Below are 20515 nucleotides of genomic sequence, written 5' to 3'. Positions count from 1 at the left end.
ATCTATCTCTCCTCCGTAGATCCATCTTTCCACTCTTTTACTTTTTCAAGTAACAACCGCAGTTCATCCTGGCAGCGATGCGGATCTACCAGAGCAATTTTTTTACATAACTCTAATTTTGTGATCAGTATATCCGGATCATCCATCCCTGACGTATTCCAATTTTGTATTCTTTCCTGCTGTTTTTTCTTTTCCTGCTGTTTCTCGGTTTCAAGTGCCTCTGTGATCACACTTTTTAATTCATCGAGTTTTCCTTCCAACTCCGTGATACGCGTTTTCAATTCATCTTTTCTTTTTCTCAATTTTTCTTCTTCAACCTTCAGCTCACTAATTTTTTCTTTTTCTCTCGGATGAACGACATGTGGCGTAAATGCCTCGTAATCCGGGTCACTCTTTTGTGCTAAAATTTCACGAAATTCCAGATTGCTTTTTATCTTCTGATCTGTCTTTTCATACGCTTCTTCACAGTCCGCTTTTTCTTTCAATAAAGATTTTTGATATTTTTCCAGATATTGTATTACCATTTCTCTCCTGTTTTTTTAGAACATACGTTCTATCTGTTCTATTTCAGATTACACATTAAGTTTATACTATTTTAAAAAAGATTGAAAGAAAAATTTATTTGTAAACACCCTTCATTTCGTCTATAATAATAGTATCAAAACAATTTGAAAATGGAGGTATCCTTATGGGCAAAAGATTCCGGCATTTTGTTTTTCTGACTACTGCTTCAGTTGCAGGATTACATGCCATAAATAAAGTAATCAACTATACCGCTTCATTAAAAAATCTGACGTCCTCATACAGCGGAAACTACTATAAGTGGCGCTATGGAAATATATTTTTTACCAAACACGGAAATGGACAACCACTCCTTCTGATCCACGATCTTGATCCGAGCAGTTCGTCCTACGAATGGACCCGCATGATAAAGAAACTGGAAAAGAACCACACGGTTTATACGGTCGATCTTCCGGGGTGCGGTCATTCTGACAAACCGGAAATGATCTATTCCAACTACCTGTTTGTTCAGTTTTTACATGACTTTGTAAAAGATGTGATCAAAGGAACTCCTTCTGTGGCAGCTACAGGATCATCGGGTTCTTTCACGATCATGTGCAATAAGATGTATGCCGGTCTGTTTGATAAAGTGATCATTATCAATCCGGAGGATTTAAAGTCTCTCACCGTGAGCCCGGATACCAGAACAGATATTTTAAAGAAAGTGATCGATTGTCCGATCATCGGAACGTTTATCTACAATGTGTGGATGCACGAACGTCATTTCAACGAAATTTTTGAAAATAAATATTATTACAAAAAATCCCTGGTTTCTTCCAAATTCGAGGATATTTATTTTGAATCCGCGCATATTGGAAATGGCAGGGGACGTTATCTTCTTGCAAGCAAACTCGCACATTACACCAACATCAGTATTGCGCACGCTTTAAAAGGCATGGATAATCTCTGCCTGATCGGAAGCCGGAATTACGCAAGCTCCATTCAGACGATCAACCAGTATCTGATCTACAATTCCGGAATTGAAACTGCTTATCTTTCCAATGCAGCCTATCTTCCACAGCTGGAAGTTCCGGACAAACTTGCGGATCTCATCGCGATGTTTTTAGAATAATATCTTTTTACAATCTATGACAGACAAATCCCCATTCTTTTCTCCACAGAAAAAAGAATGGGGATTTTTTTATTTGAGCGGCATCTTTGACGGAGTACCCGCTTTCCGCGGATAAGCCTTCGGTGTCTTTTTCACTTTTTCGATCACCACAAACGAACGATGCAGATCCGTCTGCGGTATCTCAAACTTATGGATTTCCTTTAACTCACCACCGAGCAGGAAGACTGCGTGTTTTGCTGCCGCTGATTCTTCCTCGATCTCACCGGATTTGTAAGAGATAAACTTTCCACCTTCTTTTACAAAAGGAATGCAGTACTCACAGAGCGTAGACAGATTTGCAACCGCACGCGAAACACAGTAATCAAACTGTTCGCGGTACGCACGGTCTTTCGCTAATTCTTCCGCACGCGCATGCACTGCGGTAATTCCGGTAAGCCCCAGTTCACTTATTACTTCCTCAAGAAAAAGGATTCTTTTATTTAAGGAATCCGCCAGCGTGATCATAAGATCCGGATATATGATCTTTAGCGGAATACCTGGAAAACCGGCTCCGGTTCCGAGATCCAGCATGGTCTTTTTTTCATCCAGCGCTTCAAACTGTCCGAGCGAAATACTGTCCAGAAAATGCTTTTTTACCACTTCATCAAATTCGGTAACCGCCGTCAGATTCATCACTTTATTTTTTTCGATCAGCATCTCGTAGTATGTACCAAACTGATACTCCTGCTGTTCGCTCAGTGTGATGTTCCATTTTTCGAGTATCTGTTTAAACCATGTAAAATCGTAAGCCATATCAAACCTCATTTTTACTTTTCATGTTCTTTTCTGTAATGCATCTGTTCCATATAAACCAAAAGCACAGAAATATCAGCCGGTGAAACACCGGAAATACGGGATGCCTGACCGATTGAGATCGGCTTGTAAAGCTTTAACTTCTGTCTCGCCTCAAGACGCAGACTTCCCACATCATCATAATCAAAATCTTCCGGGATCCGCTTCTTTTCCAGCTTCTTAAAATGCTCCACCTGCTTGATCTGCCGTTTGATGTAACCATCGTATTTGATATTGATGTTGATCTGCTCGATCACTTCCGCCGGAAGTTCCACACGATCCGTATCGATCGGTGCAAGCATCTCATAACAGAGCTCCGGTCTTCGGATCAGTTCACTCAAAGACGTTCCGGTATTTAACGGAACACTTCCATACTGTTCCAAAAGTTCCTGCACCTTGCTGTTTGCGCCGACATGAACCGAATCCAGACGTTTGATCTCATCTGCAATGAGCTGTTCCTTTTTTTCCACCCAGTCATAACGTTCCTTCGAGATCAGCCCGACACGATATCCGTATTTGGAAAGACGAAGATCCGCATTATCCTGACGCAGCAGCAGACGATACTCTGCTCTTGAAGTCATCATACGATACGGTTCTTTTGTCTCCTTCGTTACCAGATCATCGATCAGAACGCCAATATAAGATTCCGAACGATCCAGAATCAGCGGTTCTTCTCCTTTTAAATACATCGCCGCATTGATTCCCGCAACAAGTCCCTGCGCCGCTGCCTCTTCATATCCGCTGCTTCCATTGAACTGCCCGCCGGAAAAAAGCCCTTTGATCTTTTTAAATTCAAGCGAAGGTTTTAACTGAACCGGATTGATGCAGTCGTACTCGATCGCATAGGCATTTCTTACGATCCTGCAGTTTTCCAGTCCCGGAACCGTTCTGTACATGGCATACTGCACATCCTCCGGCATAGAACTTGACATCCCGCCGATATACATCTCATTGGTATTTAATCCTTCCGGCTCCACAAAAAGCTGATGTCTGTCTTTTTCCGCAAAACGGACAACTTTATCCTCGATAGATGGACAGTAACGCGGACCGGTTCCTTTAATTTTTCCGGAATACATCGGCGAACGGTCAAGATTTTCCCTTATGATCTCATGTGTTTTCTCATTCGTATAAGTGAGCCAGCAGGAAACCTGATCGATCTGTACATCCTCCGGATTTGTTGTAAACGAAAACGGTACGATCTTTTCATCGCCGCGCTGTTCCTGCATTTTGGAAAAATCAATGGAACGCTTGTCAATACGCGCCGGTGTTCCCGTCTTAAACCGGAACATCTCTATCCCGTGTTCCTTCAGGGAATCGGTCAGATGATTTGCCGCCATCAGTCCGTTCGGCCCGGTATAATTCACGACATCCCCATACAGACAGCGGGCTTTTAAGTAAACTCCGGTACAAAGCACGACCGCACGGCTGTGATAAACCGCTCCCGAAAAAGTTTTTACTCCGGCGATCACATCATTTTCCGTGATGATCTCGGACACTTCCGCCTGACGAATGGTAAGATGCTCGGTATTCTGCAGTGTCTTTCGCATCTCCATGCTGTAATTTGCCTTATCAGCCTGTGCGCGCAATGAATGAACCGCAGGGCCTTTCGACTTGTTGAGCATCTTTGACTGGATAAATGTCTTATCGATATTGATACCCATCTCACCGCCGAGCGCATCCAGCTCTCTCACCAGATGTCCCTTGGAGCTTCCTCCGATATTCGGGTTACATGGCATCATCGCAATACTGTCCACACTTACGGTAAACACTATGGTCTCAAGTCCAAGTCTTGCACATGCAAGCGCTGCCTCACAACCGGCATGTCCCGCGCCGACTACACAAACGTCATAACTTTCTTCTACTACTGACGGCATTTTTTATCCTTCCTTTAACTCTAAATTTGTAAATTATTTTCCCATACAGAATTTGCTGAAAATTTCATTGACCAGATCATCATCCACTGCCTCTCCGATGATCTTTCCGAGTTCTTCATAAGCACTCATAAGGTCTATGGAATAAAAATCTTCCGGCATTCCGTCCGCAATACTCTTTCGCACCATGGCAAGACTGTCGCAGGCATTTTTCAGTGCTGCTTTATGCCGCACATTGGTGATATAAACCTCATCATTAAATTCCAGTTTTCCATGGAAAAACATCGTCTTTATCGTTTCCTCAAGTTCATTGATCCCAAGATGTTCCTTCGCTGAAACAGAAATCACTTTCTTATCCAGCAGCTTTTCCATTTCTTCCCGCGATGTTACCGGAGTAAGATCCGATTTATTGAGCAGTACGATCGCATTGCGATCCTCGATCATTTTTATGATGTCATGGTCTTCTTCGCTTAATTCTCTTGAAGAATCCACAACATAAATGACCAGATCTGCCTCTTTTAAATATTCTTTTGCCTTTGTGACCCCGATCTTTTCCACAATATCTTCGGTGTCACGGATTCCCGCCGTATCTATGATATTTAAACTGATCCCATTTAAATTGATCTGCTCCTCCAGCACATCTCTGGTCGTTCCCGCGACGTCCGTCACGATCGCGCGCTCTTTTCCGACAAGCGAATTTAAAAGCGAAGACTTTCCGGCATTCGGTTTTCCAACAATCACCGTATTGATCCCTTCTTTTAAAAGCTTTCCATTGTCTGCTGTCGCAAGCAGTTTTTCGATCTTTTTTAATTCCGTTTCTACGATCTGATCCAGCTCTTCGCCGTAACCGTCGATATCATAATGCTCAGGATCATCCAGCGCAGATTCGATATACGCGATCTGATGCAGGATTTTTCCGCGGATCTCCTTAATCACATTTAAAACGGATCCTTCTAACTGTTTCATGGAAGTCTTTAACGCAAAATCATTTTTCGCATTGATCACATCCATGACGGATTCCGCCTGGGAAAGATCGATCCTTCCATTCAAAAAAGCGCGCTTTGTATATTCTCCCGGTTCTGCCGGTCTCGCGCCATACTTTATCACAGTCTCCAATATCTTTTTGACTACAAGGACACCGCCATGACAGTCGATCTCTATCGTATCTTCCCTTGTATACGAATTCGGAGCCCGCATCAGAAGCACCATGACCTCATCGATCACCTCATCTCCATCCACAATATGTCCATAGTGAATGGTATGACTTTTCATCTCGGATAATTTTTTTGTTCCGCTTTTGGAGCGGTAAATTTTATCTACGATCGAAAATGCGTCCTCTCCGCTGACGCGCACAATTCCGATCCCGGAATTTGTCATTCCGGTGGCGATCGCAGCAATCGTATCTGTCGTCATAGATTCCTCCCTATGATAGAAAAGGGTGTTTTTAACCGAAGCCGTTTAAAAACACCCTTTATGTTCCTATTTATCTTTCTTTAATGTAACGACCACATGTCTGTGAGGCTCTTCCCCTTCACTGTGTGTAGAAACATATTTATCATTTTGCAAGGTAGAATGAATCACTCTTCGTTCAAAAGGATTCATCGGTTCCAACGAAACCGGACGTTTTGTACGTTTTACCTTATATGCAATGTTCTTCGCAAGATTTTCCAGCGTTTCTTTTCTCCGCTTTCTGTAATCTTCCGTATCCAGTTTTACCTTCACATACTCATCGGTATGACGGTTCAGTGCCAGGCTTGTCAGATACTGAAGGGAATCTAAGGTCTGTCCTCTCTTACCAATCAGGACTCCCATTTCATCTCCCTTTAACTCTACGTTTACCGTATGATTATCCTCTTCCACTTCCACGGAAATGTCCACTGTAAGATCCATCGCATCAAATACCTGCGTTAAGAAGTCTCTGACACAATCTTCCATGGTGAATTTTCTGCGGACACGGATCACCGCCGGTTTGCTTCCGATTCCAAGGAAACCGGAGCTTCCCTTCTCAAGGATCTCAACCTCGATCTGGTCACTCGTTGTACCTAATTTTATCAAAGCCTCTGTTCTTGCATCTTCAACTGTTTTGCCAGTTACTTCAATATAATCCATAGTACTGCCCCCTGACTATTTATTGTTTTTCTCGTTAAATTCCCGTACCATATTCGCTTTTGCCGCCAGGCTGTTCGGATTCGCCTTGCTGGTATACTCGGCAGCTTTTTTTAATTTTTCCTCTTTTTCTTCTTCTGTAAGAGTGGACAGTGTTGTATTTCTTCTGGTACTCATGCGTGCCGCATTGTTGATCTGATTCTCCGCAATGCCCATCTTCTCACGCTTCTTCTTTGCTTTTTCCTGATTCTTAGCAATGATGTCGTCCAGATTTACTTTTTCCATATGCTTGTTGATCAAAAACTGCTGAGCAATTCTGCATACCGCACCTGCGATCCAGTAAATACCAAGACCAACCGGTGTGATAAAACACATAAATGCCATAAATACCGGCATCGTATTGTTCATCATCTTCATCTGTTTTGCCATCTGGTCATTATCGCCACCCGCCTGCGGCATCAGCTTCAAGCTCAACACCTGAGTGATGTAGGAAAATACCGGAACCAGGATCGCTGCGATCAGGATCAGGTATAAATGATTGGAAGCTGCATTCTTAATGATTGCAAGCGGTGTATCGGAAATGTTCATTCCGAGGAAATAATTGAACCCATGCACCGATGTGTTTGTTGTATCGATCACACCGGAGAGATCCGGAAATTTATCCTTTAAGGTATCCCATCCACTGGACGGAAGTTTATAAACAACATCAACAATATAATTATATAACGCGGTCTTATCTTTTACGGTAAAATCCGTCTGTACGCCAAGGTTATAGGTTTCCGTCAGTTTCGTCATGATGTTCTGATAACCGGAAACGTTCATGATCCCGTTTACGAGATCCGCGAACACACCTTTTACACTGCTGACATAAGCAGGTACATTCTGAAATACACGATACAAAGCAAACCAGATCGGCATCTGGACAACTGCCTGTAAACAGCTTCCGGTCGGAGAAATACCGTATTTTTCATACAGTTTCTGTGTTTCTTCCTGCATAGCCATCATGGAAGCCTGATCTTTCCGGTTGCCGTATTTTTTCTGAATTGCCTGAAGTTCCGGCTGCATTTTCTGTGATAATTTAGAAAATTTCTGCTGTTTTAATGTCAGCGGAAACATACACAGATAAATGAGCATGGTAAGTATGATGATCGATAACGCAATACTTTCCACTCCAAATGTATTGGAAAAGAACATATAGATTCCGTTCATGATCCAACCGAAGAAACGCGCGATCGGACCCAGTATCTTTCCGGAATACTGTGTTAATACTATTTCTGTCACAAGAAAGCCCTCCTGAATTTATGGAACTGGATCATATCCACCTTTTGAAAAAGGATTACATCTCAATATTCTCCACGCCGCCAGCGCGCCGCCTTTTACGGCACCATATTTTTCCACAGCCTGCAGTCCGTACGTCGAACAGGTCGGATAATACGGACATTTTGTTGTCTTCAGCGGTGATAAATATTTTCTATAAAATTTAATTAAAGCAATTAAAATTTTTTTCAAAATTATTCCATCTTCTTTTTCATTCAAAGAATTATTTTGTACTGATTATTTTGTGAAGACGTCCAAGGTGTAACAGCGCACTCTCCACTTCATGATACGATGCGCCCTTTGCCGATACCCTTGTGACAACTACAATGTCCAAACCATTATTGAACATGTCCTCGTGTAGTCTGTAACTTTCCCGGATCAAACGGGTAAGATGATGTCTTATAACACTATTTCCTACTTTTTTGCTTACTGATATCCCTATTCTGTTACAATCGGTCTGATTTTCAAGAACATACATGACTAAAAGGCGGTTCGCGTAAGACCTGCCCTTCTTATATACATTCTGAAAATCTCTGTTCTTTTTTAATGATTCCATTCTTTTTCATTCTTGGAAAGAAAGAAGAAAAGACCACAAAAGCTGTGGCCTATGCTGATAATTTCTTTCTTCCTTTTAATCTTCTTGCAGCCAATACTTTTCTTCCGCCTGCTGTACTCATTCTTTTTCTGAAGCCATGCACTCTTTTTCTGGAGCATTTCTTCGGCTGAAATGTCATCTTCATCTTGGTATCCACCTCCTCTATGTTAAAAAACATCATTCTCAATTATATCAAAAAACCCTCTAAAGTCAAGCAAAACCTGCTTTTTTTTCACGTCCCTTATTTTAAAAGGCCGGAAGGTACCTTTCCACATATCAACATGAACACTATATATATAAGGTAGAAACCCATTTTATCTACATTTTGTACTTTTTGTGGACATGCTGTGGATATCCGCTTTTTTCCCTGTTTATATCCTGTTTGTGGGACTTTTCATTTTTCACCCGTTCGCGTCAGTTTGACCTTTAAATTAGCGTGAAAGCCCCTATTCCACATTTTAAACATTTCCCTTATCCCCTGTACCGTTCTTTCATTGCGTGTCTCATACCATCTTTTATCAAGAATTAACAATTGCTTATTTGACACTTTTAGTTTATTATAGAAAGTGTGTTATTTTGCTTTCTGCAATCCAGGGGCGAAATAGCACTTCTTGAGATACATAAAAAATGGAGATGGAACATGGAACAGATTTTAGAAAAATGGGATAAGATTTTACAGGAAGTAAAAGAAGAATATGAACTTACCGAAGTATCCTTCAACACATGGTTAAAACCGCTTTCTGTATCTGATGTACAGGGAGACAAGCTATACATCCTGGTTCCTCTGGAAAAAATGGCACGGGATTTCATTGAAAAGAAATATACGCTTCCGATCAAAGTCGCCGTCGCGAACCAGACCGGACAGGACTATGATATTTCTTTTATTTTGCCGGAGCAGGAGAAAAAGATCAAATCTTCCTATAATAAGAAACCCGCACCGACTTCCGGTACGACCGATATTTCAAATTTAAACCCGAATTATACGTTCGATACTTTTGTCGTCGGCAACAACAACCGTCTGGCCCATGCCGCTTCCCTCGCGGTGGCGGAATCTCCGGGTGAAGTATACAATCCTCTGTTTTTATACGGAGGCGTGGGACTTGGAAAGACGCACCTGATGCATTCCATCGCCCACTTCATTCAGGCAAACCGACCGGATGCCAAGATTTTATATGTTTCTTCCGAGAGTTTTACGAATGAACTGATCGATGCCATCCGTAACGGAAACAATACGGCAATGACAAAGTTCCGTGAAAAATACCGTAACATCGATGTTCTCCTAATCGATGATATTCAGTTTATCATTGGAAAGGAAAGTACGCAGGAAGAATTTTTCCATACCTTTAACGAGCTCTATCTGGCAGACAAACAGATCGTTATATCTTCCGATAAGCCTCCAAAAGATATGGAAACCCTGGAAGAACGGATCCGTTCCCGCTTTGAATGCGGACTTACTGCGGATATCGGTTCTCCGGATTACGAAACACGAATGGCGATCTTACGCCGGAAAACTGAAACGGACAATTTTGAACTGGATGACGATATTTTGAGTTACATCGCGAATAATATCAAATCCAATATCCGTGAACTGGAAGGCGCGCTCAACAAGCTGATGGCATTTTCCAATCTGGTACATACACCGATCACAATGGATCTTGCTGTCCGCGAACTGCAAAACGTCATCTCTCCGGACAAACAAAACGAAGTGACACCACAGCTTATCATCGATGTTGTGTCCGAACATTTTCAGATCACGCCAGAGCAGATGAAATCCAAAAGCCGCAGCAGCGAAATTGCGAAGCCGCGTCAGATTGCGATGTACCTCTGCAAAAACATGACAGATATTTCTTTGGATGGTATCGGATCTCTTTTAGGTGGAAGGGATCACTCTACCATTATTCATGGTATCAAAAAAATCGGTGAGGAATACGAGTCCACTGAGGCAACACGCAGTTTAATCGACACAATTAAGAAGAAAATCAACCCTAATTAACAATTTCGAGTAGTTATCCACAAAAATTGTGGATAACTTGGCAAAAATGTGTGTAAATCTATTGGATATGGTGTGAAAAGTGTATTTTCACTCTCTGTGGCAAAAATCCTTATTCACATCCCATCCAGTTTTCATCCGCATGCTTTTCACATGGTTTTGCCCTTTACATTTTTCTTTAAAGCCTTAATCTATCGTGCTTACGAGAGTTATTAACTTATTAACAACCTCTAAGAATAAGACTTTGAATTACTTTTATAATTATATCTATATGCCAGGAAGGAGTTTTACACATCATGAAATTAATCTGTTCCAAACAAAATTTACTTTACGGAGTTAATATTGTTTCCAAAGCAGTACCGACCCGTACGACGATGGCTATCTTAGAATGTATTTTAATTGATGCTTCTACAAATGAGATAAAACTGACTGCGAATGATATGGAACTTGGAATCGAAACCAAGATTGAAGGTCAGATTGAAGAACGTGGTATCATCGCGCTTGACGCAAAGATCTTTTCCGAGATTGTCCGCAAATTACCGGACAGCGATGTAACGATCGAAACCGACAGTAATTTCAAAACGACGATCACCTGTGAAAAAGCGAAATTCAATATTGTAGGAAAATCCGGTGATGATTTCTCCTATATTCCATTTATTGAACGTAATGAATCCGTTCATATTTCGCAGTTCACCTTAAAAGAAGTGATCCGCCAGACGATCTTTTCCATTGCGGACAATGACAACAACAAGCTGATGACCGGCGAATTGTTTGAGATCAATGAAAATGAACTGAAAGTGGTTTCCCTGGACGGACATCGTATTTCCATCCGCAAGATCCAGTTAAAAGAAAATTATGAGCACAAAAAAGTGGTCGTACCCGGAAAAACATTGCAGGAAGTAAGTAAGATCCTGCCTGGAAACGCGGATTCTGAAGTAGATATTTATATCACGGAAAATCACATTGTATTTGAATTTGACAATACAACGGTCGTATCCCGCCTGATCGAGGGAGAATATTTCAAGATCGAGCAGATGCTTTCCTCGGATTATGAAACAAAAGTAAAGATCAACAAAAGAGAGCTGCTTGACTGTATCGACCGTGCGACACTTCTTGTAAAAGAAGGTGACAAAAAGCCGATCATCATGAATGTGACGGATGACAGTGTACAGTTAAAGATCAATTCTTTCATCGGTTCCATGGATGAGGAGATTGATGTCAAAAAAGACGGAAAAGATATCCTGATTGGCTTTAACCCGAAATTTTTCATTGATGCGCTCCGCGTGATCGATGATGAAGAAGTGGCACTTTACATGGTCAATCCGAAAGCGCCATGCTTTATCAAGGATGACGATGAAACCTATATTTACCTGATTCTTCCGGTAAATTTTAATGCTGCGGCAAATTAAGGATGGGTAAAAAATGAAAGAAGTAAAGATAAAAGATGAATTTATAAAACTTGGACAGGCAATGAAGCTTGCCGGCATGGTTGGATCCGGTGTGGAAGCAAAGATCGTGATCAACGAAGGACAGGTTGAGGTAAACGGTGAAGTGGAATGCCGCAGAGGAAAGAAACTTCATGATGGAGATATCGTTTCTTTTGATGGAGAAATGATAAAGATTGTAGGATGATCTTAAAATCTATTGAATTAAAGAATTTTCGTAATTACGAAGATCTGGATCTGAAATTTGATAGTGGAACTAATATTTTGTTTGGTGATAATGCCCAGGGGAAGACCAATATCCTTGAGGCTGCTTATGTCAGCGGGACGACTAAATCCCACAAGGGCAGCCGCGATAAGGACATGATACGGTTTGGAGAGGATGAATCCCATATCCGCACGATCGTGGAGAAGCAGGGAAAAGAATATCAGCTGGATATTCATCTGAAAAAAAACCGCAGCAAGGGCATTGCAATCAATAAAGTGCCGATCAAAAAGGCGAGTGAATTATTCGGGATCCTGAATATGGTCTTTTTTTCGCCGGAGGATTTAAATATCATAAAAAACGGCCCTTCCGAGCGGAGAAGATTTCTGGATGCCGAGATTTGCCAGTTAGACAAAATCTATTTGTCCGATCTGACCAGATACAACAAGATCCTGATGCAGCGTAACCGGCTGTTAAAGGATATGCAGCACCAGCCGCAGCTGATGGAGACGCTTCCGGTCTGGGACATGCAGTTGGTAGAATATGGCAAAAGGCTGATCCGGCGGAGAAGACAGTTTGTCGAAGAATTAAGTGAGATCGTAACAGGGATACATAGAAATATTTCCGGAAAAAGAGAAGAACTGGTTCTTCGGTATGAACCAAACATAGACGCTGAATGTTTGGAAGATGAGTTAAACCGTGTCCGGGAAAAGGACAGAAAATATGCGCAGACCTCCGTGGGACCGCACAGAGATGACATATCGTTTTTTATCCGCGGGGTGGACATCCGCAAATTCGGTTCCCAGGGACAGCAGCGGACATCCGCGTTATCCTTAAAATTATCGGAGATCGAACTGGTGCGTCAGACGATCCATGACACGCCAGTGCTTCTTCTGGATGATGTATTGTCCGAACTTGACAGCAACAGACAGAATTATTTATTAAACAGTATACACGATATTCAGACCATGATCACCTGTACCGGTCTGGATGAATTTGTAAGAAACAGGTTTCAGATAGACAAAGTTTTTCATGTGATAGATGGACATGTAAGTGAGACAACAGAAATGTAGGGTAGTTTCCGTGAATAGGAGGATTTAGAATGAGTGCTGAATACGGAGCAGATCAAATTCAGATTTTGGAAGGATTAGAGGCAGTTCGTAAAAGACCGGGTATGTACATCGGCAGTACGTCTGCGAGAGGATTGCACCATCTGGTGTACGAGATCGTAGACAATGCGGTAGATGAGGCATTGGCGGGTGTTTGTAAAAATATCTATGTGACCGTCAATGAGAACAATTCCATTACGGTCGAAGATGACGGACGTGGTATTCCGGTCGGAATGAACCATAAAGCAGGAAAATCCGCGCTGGAAGTCGTATTTACCGTGCTGCATGCAGGTGGTAAATTTGGAGGCGGAGGATACAAAGTGTCCGGCGGTCTGCATGGCGTAGGCGCGTCTGTTGTAAATGCGTTGTCAAACTGGCTTACAGTCGAAGTTTATCATGATGGAAAAATCTATTCACAGAGTTACAAGCGCGGAAAAGCGGACGGCGAGGTAAAGGTTACCGGCGAATGTGATATCGCGAAACATGGAACCAAAGTTACGTTCAAGCCGGATGATACGATCTTTGAGGAGACCGTTTATGATTTTGGAACCTTAAAACAGCGTCTGCGTGAGACGGCGTTTCTTACCAAGAATCTGCGCATCGTTTTGCTGGACAAAAGAGAAAATCCGGAGCGTCAGGAAGAATATCACTATGCCGGAGGTATCAAGGAATTTGTCACTTACTTAAACAAGAGCAAAGAAGCTCTTTACGATCAGGTCATTTACTGCGAGGGCACGCGTGACGGAGTTTATGTGGAAGTTGCCATGCAGCACAATGATTCTTTCAATGACACGACATTCAGTTTTGTAAATAATATCATCACGCCGGAAGGTGGTACGCATCTTGCCGGTTTCCGTAATGCCATGACAAAGACATTCAATGCCTATGCCAAGGCAAACAAGATCTTAAAGGATAACGAGCCGCCGCTTACCGGTGATGATATCAGAGAAGGACTTACGGCGATCATCAGTATCAAGATCGAGGAACCGCAGTTTGAAGGGCAGACCAAACAGAAACTCGGAAACAGCGAGGCAAGGGGAGCGGTGGACTCAGTAGTCAGTGAACAGCTTACCTACTTTCTTGAGCAGAATCCGGCAATCGCAAAGACGATATGCGAAAAATCACTGCTTGCGCAGCGCGCGAGAGAAGCAGCGAGAAAAGCGCGTGATCTGACCAGAAGAAAAACGGCGCTTGAGGGAATGTCTCTGCCTGGAAAATTAGCGGACTGCTCAGATAAAGATCCGAAAAACTGCGAGATCTTTATCGTCGAGGGAGATTCCGCCGGTGGTTCCGCAAAAACAGCGAGAAGCCGTGCAACACAGGCAATCCTTCCGCTTCGAGGAAAGATCTTAAACGTAGAGAAAGCGAGACTGGACAAGATTTACGGCAATGCGGAGATCAAGGCGATGATCACTGCGTTTGGAACCGGAATCCATGAGGATTTTGATATTTCCAAACTTCGTTACAACAAGATCATCATCATGACCGATGCCGATGTCGACGGTGCGCATATCAGTACACTGATGCTCACCTTCTTATACCGTTTTATGCCGGAACTGATCAAACAGGGACATGTATACCTGGCACAGCCGCCTCTTTACAAGATCGAAAAGAACAAAAACGTATGGTATGCCTACAGTGATGAGGAATTAAATAAAATTTTAACTGAGATTGGACGTGACGGAAACAACAAGATCCAGCGTTACAAAGGTCTTGGTGAGATGGATGCGGAACAGCTCTGGGAGACAACCATGGACCCGGAGAAACGTATTTTGAAAAAAGTAATCGTAGACGAGGAATCCTCTTCCGAAATTGATGTTACCTTTACCACCTTGATGGGAGATAAAGTAGAGCCAAGAAGAGAATTTATAGAAGCGAATGCAAAATACGTTCAGAATCTGGACGTATAGGAGGTTTAGGTAAATGGATGATAAAGTTTTTGATCAGATTCATGAGGTTGACTTAAAGAAAACAATGGAATCCTCTTACATTGATTACGCCATGAGCGTTATCGCGTCCCGCGCGCTGCCGGATGTAAGAGATGGTTTGAAGCCGGTACAGCGAAGAGTGCTGTATTCCATGATAGAATTGAACAACGGTCCGGATAAGCCACATCGAAAATGCGCCCGTATCGTCGGTGATACCATGGGTAAATATCACCCGCACGGTGACAGCTCTATTTACGGAGCACTTGTAAATATGGCACAGGACTGGTCTACGAGATATCCGCTTGTAGACGGTCATGGAAACTTTGGTTCTGTCGATGGCGACGGAGCCGCTGCCATGCGATACACAGAAGCGCGTTTGAGTAAGATCTCCATGGAAATGCTTGCGGACATCAACAAAGATACCGTGGATTTCATGCCAAACTTTGATGAGACGGAGAAAGAGCCGGTCGTACTTCCGGCGCGCTTTCCGAATCTTTTGGTAAACGGAACAACAGGTATCGCCGTAGGTATGGCAACCAACATACCGCCGCATAATCTGCGCGAAGTCATAAACGCCGTGGTAAAGATCATCGATAACCAGGTAAAAGAGGACCGCGGCACCGATATTGAGGAACTGCTCGAGATCGTAAAAGGACCGGATTTCCCGACCGGAGGCATGATCCTCGGAACTACAGGAATCAACGAAGCATACCGCACCGGCCGTGGAAAAGTGCGTGTCCGCGCGGTGACCAATATCGAGCCGATGCAAAACGGAAAGAACCGTATCGTAGTAACGGAGCTTCCGTACATGGTAAACAAGGCAAGACTGATCGAAAAAATAGCGGAGCTTGTCAAAGACAAAAAGATTGACGGGATCACGGATCTGCGTGATGAGTCGGATCGTCAGGGTATGCGTGTATGTATCGAACTGCGCCGTGACGCAAATCCGAACGTGGTATTAAATCTTTTATTTAAACATACACAGCTGCAGGATACCTTTGGTGTGACCATGCTTGCGCTGGTAAATAATGAGCCGAAGGTATTAAATCTCGGCGAAATGTTGAATTATTATCTGCTGCATCAGGAAGAAGTCGTAACCAGACGTACCAAATACGACTTAAACAAAGCAGAAGAAAGAGCCCATATCTTAAAGGGCTTACTGATCGCGCTTGATAATATCGACGAAGTGATCAACATCATCCGCTCCAGCAAGAACGCGCAGGAAGCAAAAGACCGTTTGATCGAGCGTTTCGCGTTATCCGATGCGCAGGCACAGGCGATCGTAGATATGCGTCTGCGTGCGCTGACCGGTCTGGAAAGAGAGAAGATCGAGACCGAGTATGCAGATCTTATGGCAAAGATCGAGGAATTAAAGGCAATCCTTGCGGACAAGAAAAAACTGCTCGGCGTGATCCGGGAAGAAATCCTTGCGATCGCTGACAAATACGGGGATGACCGAAGAACATCCATCGGATATGATGAATATGATATTTCCATGGAGGATCTGATTCCGGTGACCAATACCGTGATCACAATGACAAAACTCGGTTATATCAAGCGTATGAGCGTGGACAATTTCCGCAGCCAGCACCGCGGCGGCAAAGGAATCAAGGGTATGGAGACGATAGAGGACGATTACATCGAGGAACTTCTGATGACGACCTCCCACCATTATCTGATGTTCTTCACCAATATGGGAAAAGTATACCGTATGAAAGCCTATGAGATTCCGGAAGCGGGAAGAACCGCAAGAGGAACGGCAATCATCAATCTTTTACAGCTGCAGCCGGATGAAAAGATCACGGCAGTTATCCCGATCCGTGAGTACAAAGAGGGAAATTACCTGTTTATGGCAACGAAAAACGGTATTGTCAAAAAGACACCGATCACCGATTACGCAAATGTCAGAAAGACCGGACTTGCGGCGATCAATCTTCGCGATGACGACCAGCTGATCGAGGTCAAGAAAACAGATAACAACAAAGATATCATTTTAGTTACCAAATTCGGACAGTGTATCCGGTTCCATGAGACGGATGTCAGAAGTACCGGAAGAACATCCATGGGTGTTATCGGTATGAATCTGACGGACGGCGACGAAGTAGTCGGCATGCAGATGAACACGCAGGGAGACGCGCTTCTTATCGTTTCCGAAAAAGGTCTTGGCAAGGCAACACTTATGACCGAATTTACACCGCAGAACCGTGGTGGAAAAGGTGTGAAGTGCTACAAGATCACCGAAAAAACCGGAAATATCATCGGTATCAAGGCGGTCAACCAGGACAGCGAGATCATGCTCATCACAACCGAGGGAATCATTATCCGTATGAAAGTGGAGGACATTTCACTGCTTGGAAGAGTTACCTCCGGTGTGAAGCTGATCAATATGGATGATGACATCACGGTTGCCAGCATTGCGAAAGTAAGAGAGGATAAATCCCTTACCACGCAGGAAGAAACAGAAGACACCGAAGAAGCAGAATCTGAAAACGAAAAATAAAAACTTAAAAATCCGACAGCCTGTGCCCGCAGGCTGTCGATTTCAAAATAAATGAAAAAATTTATCTTGAAATTAGGGGAGAAAATAAAATGCCAACAACATTATATGAAGTATTGTGGATTTTTATTATTTACGCATTTATTGGCTGGTGCTCCGAGGTTTCCTATGCGGCAATGGATCGGGGAATATTTGTAAACCGCGGATTTTTAAACGGTCCGTATTGTCCGATCTATGGGATCGGTGTGCTTACGGTCATTGTTATACTGACGCCGCTCAAAAGAAATCTGCTCCTGCTATATGTGGGTTCCTTTTTTCTTACGTCCATCTTGGAATTTTTGACAGGTTTTATCTTAGAAAAAGTGTTTCACAACAAATGGTGGGATTATTCCAATAAGCCATGCAATATCATGGGGTATGTCTGCCTCAAATTTTCAATTTTCTGGGGATTTGCGTGTACCTTTATTATGCTCATCATTCACCCGATTATTTATGCATTCATACGATATCTTCCAAAAACACCGGGAATCGTATTACTTGTGCTGATTTTATGCGTATTTGTCACCGATTGCTGCGTATCGGTAGCAACGATCTTGAAATTCAATAAGCGGCTTGCTGCGATCAATGAAATATCGAAAAAGATACATGTGATATCCGATCAGATCGGAGAAAATATCTATGAAAACGTGACGGATGCGCTGGAGAAAAAAGAAAAATTTGAAGAAGACCACGAAGATTTGTTAAATGAGATCGAAGACAAAAAGCTGATCTTAAATGAAAATGTAGATGAACTGAAAGGTCAGATCGAAAATCTGAATCAGGAATATAAACGGCTGTTGGAAGAGAAAAAATATGGCTTCGAGCGTCTGTTGAAGGCCTTTCCGGATATGAAGTCGAGAGAAAACAATGAGATACTCGCAACCATGAAAAACATACATCTGAAATCACTCAGGGAAAAAATGAAAAAATTCAGAAAGGACAAAGAAGCATGATAAGAACGATAGACACAGCACAGATTACGTCAAACATCAAAGAAATGTGCATCCACGCCAATCATTACCTGTCGTCCGATATGGAGGACGCGTTGAAAAATGCGGAGTCCACGGAAAAATCGCCACTTGGAAAAAAAATTTTAGGACAGCTCGAAGAGAATCTTGAGATAGCGGATAAAGAAGTGATCCCAATCTGCCAGGATACCGGTATGGCTGTCATTTTTATGGAAATCGGACAGGATGTCCATTTTGAAGGGGAAAATTTAGAGGACGCGATCAATGAGGGCGTGCGCCAGGGATATACGGAGGGATATCTCAGAAAATCAGTGGTAAAAGATCCGATCCTCCGCGAAAATACCAAAGACAATACGCCGGCAATCGTACACTATTCCATTGTCCCGGGTGATAAAGTAAAGATCACGGTTGCGCCGAAGGGATTCGGAAGCGAAAATATGAGCAGGATCTTCATGTTAAAACCGGCAGATGGAATCGAAGGAGTAAAAGAGGCAATCCTTACAGCAGTAAGAGATGCCGGACCGAATGCCTGTCCGCCGATGATCGTCGGTGTAGGAATCGGAGGAACCTTTGAGAAATGTGCGCTGCTCGCAAAAAAGGCACTGACGAGAAATGTAAACGAACATTCCAAAATAGATTATGTAAAAGATCTCGAAGAGGAAATGTTAGAAAAGATCAACCGTCTCGGTATCGGACCGGGAGGACTTGGCGGAACAACGACCGCACTTGCTGTAAATATCAACACATATCCGACTCATATTGCCGGTCTTCCGGTAGCAGTCAATATCTGCTGCCATGTAAACCGCCATATCGTGCGAGAACTTTAGAATCGGCAGGAGGGAGAAAAAAGATGGATAAGTATATCAAAACACCGATCACAGAACAGATAACAGCAGATCTGCACGCGGGTGACTATGTATATATTACGGGAACCATCTATGTGGCGAGAGATGCGGCGCATAAACGTATGATGGAAGTCTTGGATGCGGGAAAAGAACTTCCGATCCCGATCAAAGACGCAACGATCTATTATATGGGACCTTCACCTGCAAGAGAGGGACGGCCGATCGGTTCTGCGGGTCCGACCACAGCCAGCCGTATGGATAAGTACGCTCCGAGACTGCTCGATCTCGGGGAAAAGGCAATGATCGGAAAAGGAAAAAGAACAAAAGAAGTCATCGAAGCAGTTGTGCGCAATCACGCGGTCTACTTTGCCGCAGTGGGTGGTGCCGGTGCCCTGCTTTCAAAATGTATCACAAAATCAGAGGTTGTCTGTTATGATGATCTAGGAGCAGAGGCAATCCGAAAACTGGAAGTAGAGAATTTTCCGGTTATCGTGGTAGTCGATTCTGAGGGAAATAACCTCTATGAAACCGCAATATTAGAGTGGGCGCAGGAAAAATAGAGAAAAAATAAAATAAGTGATTGACAAAAGGAAAATTATTTAGTAATATAATCTATGCGTCACAAAGACGCAGGATAATTTCATAGTAATTCATATGTTCAGGAGAAATACTCAAGAGGCTGAAGAGGCGCCCCTGCTAAGGGTGTAGGTCGGGTAACCGGCGCGAGGGTTCAAATCCCTCTTTCTCCGCTTAATGTATGAAAAGAAAATGAAAATTATTTCAAAAAAGTTCTTGACAATGAGAAAAACCTGTGATAGGATATAGAAGTTGTCGCTGAGAACAACAAATAAAAGGACATTGAAAACTGAACAGTGAAATAACCTTGAAAGATTCGTAAGAGAATAATTCAAAGAACGCGATTCAAATGCAGAATCGCAGCGTTTTCAAAAGAAGACGCACCCAAAAACAGTAACGGTCCTTCGGGACTGGATACGGAAATTTAGCCAAGCTAAATTCTGAAAGAATCAACTTTTAAACATGAGAGTTTGATCCTGGCTCAGGATGAACGCTGGCGGCGTGCTTAACACATGCAAGTCGAACGAAGCACTTTGCTTGATCCCTTCGGGGTGATTGCTTTG

Annotated in this window: 19 protein-coding genes, 1 tRNA gene and 1 rRNA gene; 12 read left to right on the top strand and 9 right to left on the bottom strand. The window is 43.0% G+C overall.

Annotated elements, in window-relative coordinates; genetic code table 11:
* Positions 1-2 precede the first annotated feature (2 nt).
* The gene (locus H8Z76_RS11360) at positions 3-524 is read right to left on the bottom strand and encodes a hypothetical protein (RefSeq protein WP_147619344.1); all 522 of its coding nucleotides are present in this window, start codon (positions 522-524) and stop codon (positions 3-5) included.
* A 164-nt stretch (positions 525-688) separates the two neighbouring features.
* Between H8Z76_RS11360 and H8Z76_RS11355 the strand changes: the two genes are divergently transcribed.
* The gene (locus H8Z76_RS11355) at positions 689-1633 is read left to right on the top strand and encodes an alpha/beta fold hydrolase (RefSeq protein WP_022514274.1); all 945 of its coding nucleotides are present in this window, start codon (positions 689-691) and stop codon (positions 1631-1633) included.
* A 69-nt stretch (positions 1634-1702) separates the two neighbouring features.
* Here H8Z76_RS11355 and rsmG read toward each other — a convergent pair whose 3' ends face one another.
* From rsmG to rpmH, 8 genes are all read right to left on the bottom strand, one after another.
* Positions 1703-2425, bottom strand: a complete 723-nt coding sequence (rsmG, locus tag H8Z76_RS11350) for a 16S rRNA (guanine(527)-N(7))-methyltransferase RsmG (RefSeq protein WP_022514275.1) — start codon at positions 2423-2425, stop codon at positions 1703-1705.
* 14 nt (positions 2426-2439) lie between these two features.
* Positions 2440-4338: a tRNA uridine-5-carboxymethylaminomethyl(34) synthesis enzyme MnmG gene (gene mnmG / locus H8Z76_RS11345; protein ID WP_147619342.1), complete on the bottom strand. Its 1899-nt coding sequence runs from the start codon at positions 4336-4338 to the stop codon at positions 2440-2442.
* A 33-nt stretch (positions 4339-4371) separates the two neighbouring features.
* A complete protein-coding gene (gene mnmE, locus H8Z76_RS11340) occupies positions 4372-5748 on the bottom strand; it encodes a tRNA uridine-5-carboxymethylaminomethyl(34) synthesis GTPase MnmE (RefSeq protein WP_147619341.1) in 1377 nt (458 codons plus the stop codon).
* A 66-nt stretch (positions 5749-5814) separates the two neighbouring features.
* A complete protein-coding gene (gene jag / locus H8Z76_RS11335) occupies positions 5815-6444 on the bottom strand; it encodes an RNA-binding cell elongation regulator Jag/EloR (protein ID WP_022514278.1) in 630 nt (209 codons plus the stop codon).
* A gap of 15 nt (positions 6445-6459) precedes the next feature.
* The gene (locus H8Z76_RS11330) at positions 6460-7722 is read right to left on the bottom strand and encodes a YidC/Oxa1 family membrane protein insertase (protein WP_022514279.1); all 1263 of its coding nucleotides are present in this window, start codon (positions 7720-7722) and stop codon (positions 6460-6462) included.
* A gap of 18 nt (positions 7723-7740) precedes the next feature.
* Positions 7741-7950, bottom strand: coding sequence for a membrane protein insertion efficiency factor YidD (gene yidD / locus H8Z76_RS11325; protein WP_147619339.1), 210 nt, complete (start codon positions 7948-7950; stop codon positions 7741-7743).
* A 31-nt stretch (positions 7951-7981) separates the two neighbouring features.
* The gene (gene rnpA, locus H8Z76_RS11320) at positions 7982-8314 is read right to left on the bottom strand and encodes a ribonuclease P protein component (protein WP_147619338.1); all 333 of its coding nucleotides are present in this window, start codon (positions 8312-8314) and stop codon (positions 7982-7984) included.
* Between the two features lie 49 nt (positions 8315-8363).
* A complete protein-coding gene (gene rpmH, locus H8Z76_RS11315) occupies positions 8364-8498 on the bottom strand; it encodes a 50S ribosomal protein L34 (protein ID WP_147619337.1) in 135 nt (44 codons plus the stop codon).
* 495 nt (positions 8499-8993) lie between these two features.
* On the opposite strand from rpmH, the gene dnaA reads away from it, so the two are divergent.
* From dnaA to H8Z76_RS11260, 11 genes are all read left to right on the top strand, one after another.
* Entirely contained in the window at positions 8994-10346 is a 1353-nt protein-coding gene (dnaA, locus tag H8Z76_RS11310; RefSeq protein WP_022514280.1) for a chromosomal replication initiator protein DnaA, read from the top strand.
* A gap of 293 nt (positions 10347-10639) precedes the next feature.
* Positions 10640-11752: a DNA polymerase III subunit beta gene (gene dnaN, locus H8Z76_RS11305; RefSeq protein ID WP_186982547.1), complete on the top strand. Its 1113-nt coding sequence runs from the start codon at positions 10640-10642 to the stop codon at positions 11750-11752.
* A 13-nt stretch (positions 11753-11765) separates the two neighbouring features.
* A complete protein-coding gene (locus H8Z76_RS11300) occupies positions 11766-11975 on the top strand; it encodes an RNA-binding S4 domain-containing protein (RefSeq protein WP_186982546.1) in 210 nt (69 codons plus the stop codon).
* Positions 11972-13063 (top strand): DNA replication/repair protein RecF, encoded by a 1092-nt coding sequence (recF, locus tag H8Z76_RS11295; protein WP_186982545.1) that lies wholly within the window; start codon positions 11972-11974, stop codon positions 13061-13063. Before H8Z76_RS11300 ends, recF begins: the two co-directional genes overlap by 4 nt.
* A 29-nt stretch (positions 13064-13092) precedes the next feature.
* On the top strand, positions 13093-15009 hold the full coding sequence (gene gyrB, locus H8Z76_RS11290) for a DNA topoisomerase (ATP-hydrolyzing) subunit B (RefSeq protein ID WP_022514284.1): 1917 nt from the start codon (positions 13093-13095) through the stop codon (positions 15007-15009).
* A gap of 13 nt (positions 15010-15022) precedes the next feature.
* Positions 15023-17527: a DNA gyrase subunit A gene (gene gyrA / locus H8Z76_RS11285; protein WP_022514285.1), complete on the top strand. Its 2505-nt coding sequence runs from the start codon at positions 15023-15025 to the stop codon at positions 17525-17527.
* Positions 17528-17616: 89 nt separating this feature from the next.
* Positions 17617-18516 (top strand): putative ABC transporter permease, encoded by a 900-nt coding sequence (locus H8Z76_RS11280; RefSeq protein ID WP_147619335.1) that lies wholly within the window; start codon positions 17617-17619, stop codon positions 18514-18516.
* Positions 18513-19358: a fumarate hydratase gene (locus tag H8Z76_RS11275; protein WP_022514287.1), complete on the top strand. Its 846-nt coding sequence runs from the start codon at positions 18513-18515 to the stop codon at positions 19356-19358. The genes H8Z76_RS11280 and H8Z76_RS11275 overlap by 4 nt, the downstream gene beginning before the upstream one ends.
* A gap of 23 nt (positions 19359-19381) precedes the next feature.
* Positions 19382-19936 (top strand): Fe-S-containing hydro-lyase, encoded by a 555-nt coding sequence (locus tag H8Z76_RS11270; protein WP_186982544.1) that lies wholly within the window; start codon positions 19382-19384, stop codon positions 19934-19936.
* A gap of 101 nt (positions 19937-20037) precedes the next feature.
* Positions 20038-20125 (top strand) — tRNA-Ser (locus H8Z76_RS11265).
* A 285-nt stretch (positions 20126-20410) separates the two neighbouring features.
* Positions 20411-20515 (top strand): 16S ribosomal RNA (locus tag H8Z76_RS11260); the annotation flags it as partial.

The organism is Roseburia yibonii, assembly GCF_014297335.1.
GTDB classification, from domain to species: domain Bacteria; phylum Bacillota; class Clostridia; order Lachnospirales; family Lachnospiraceae; genus Roseburia_D; species Roseburia_D yibonii.
The sequence above is the reverse complement of the archived record's forward strand: the minus strand, read 5'-3'. Positions and strand labels throughout refer to the sequence as shown.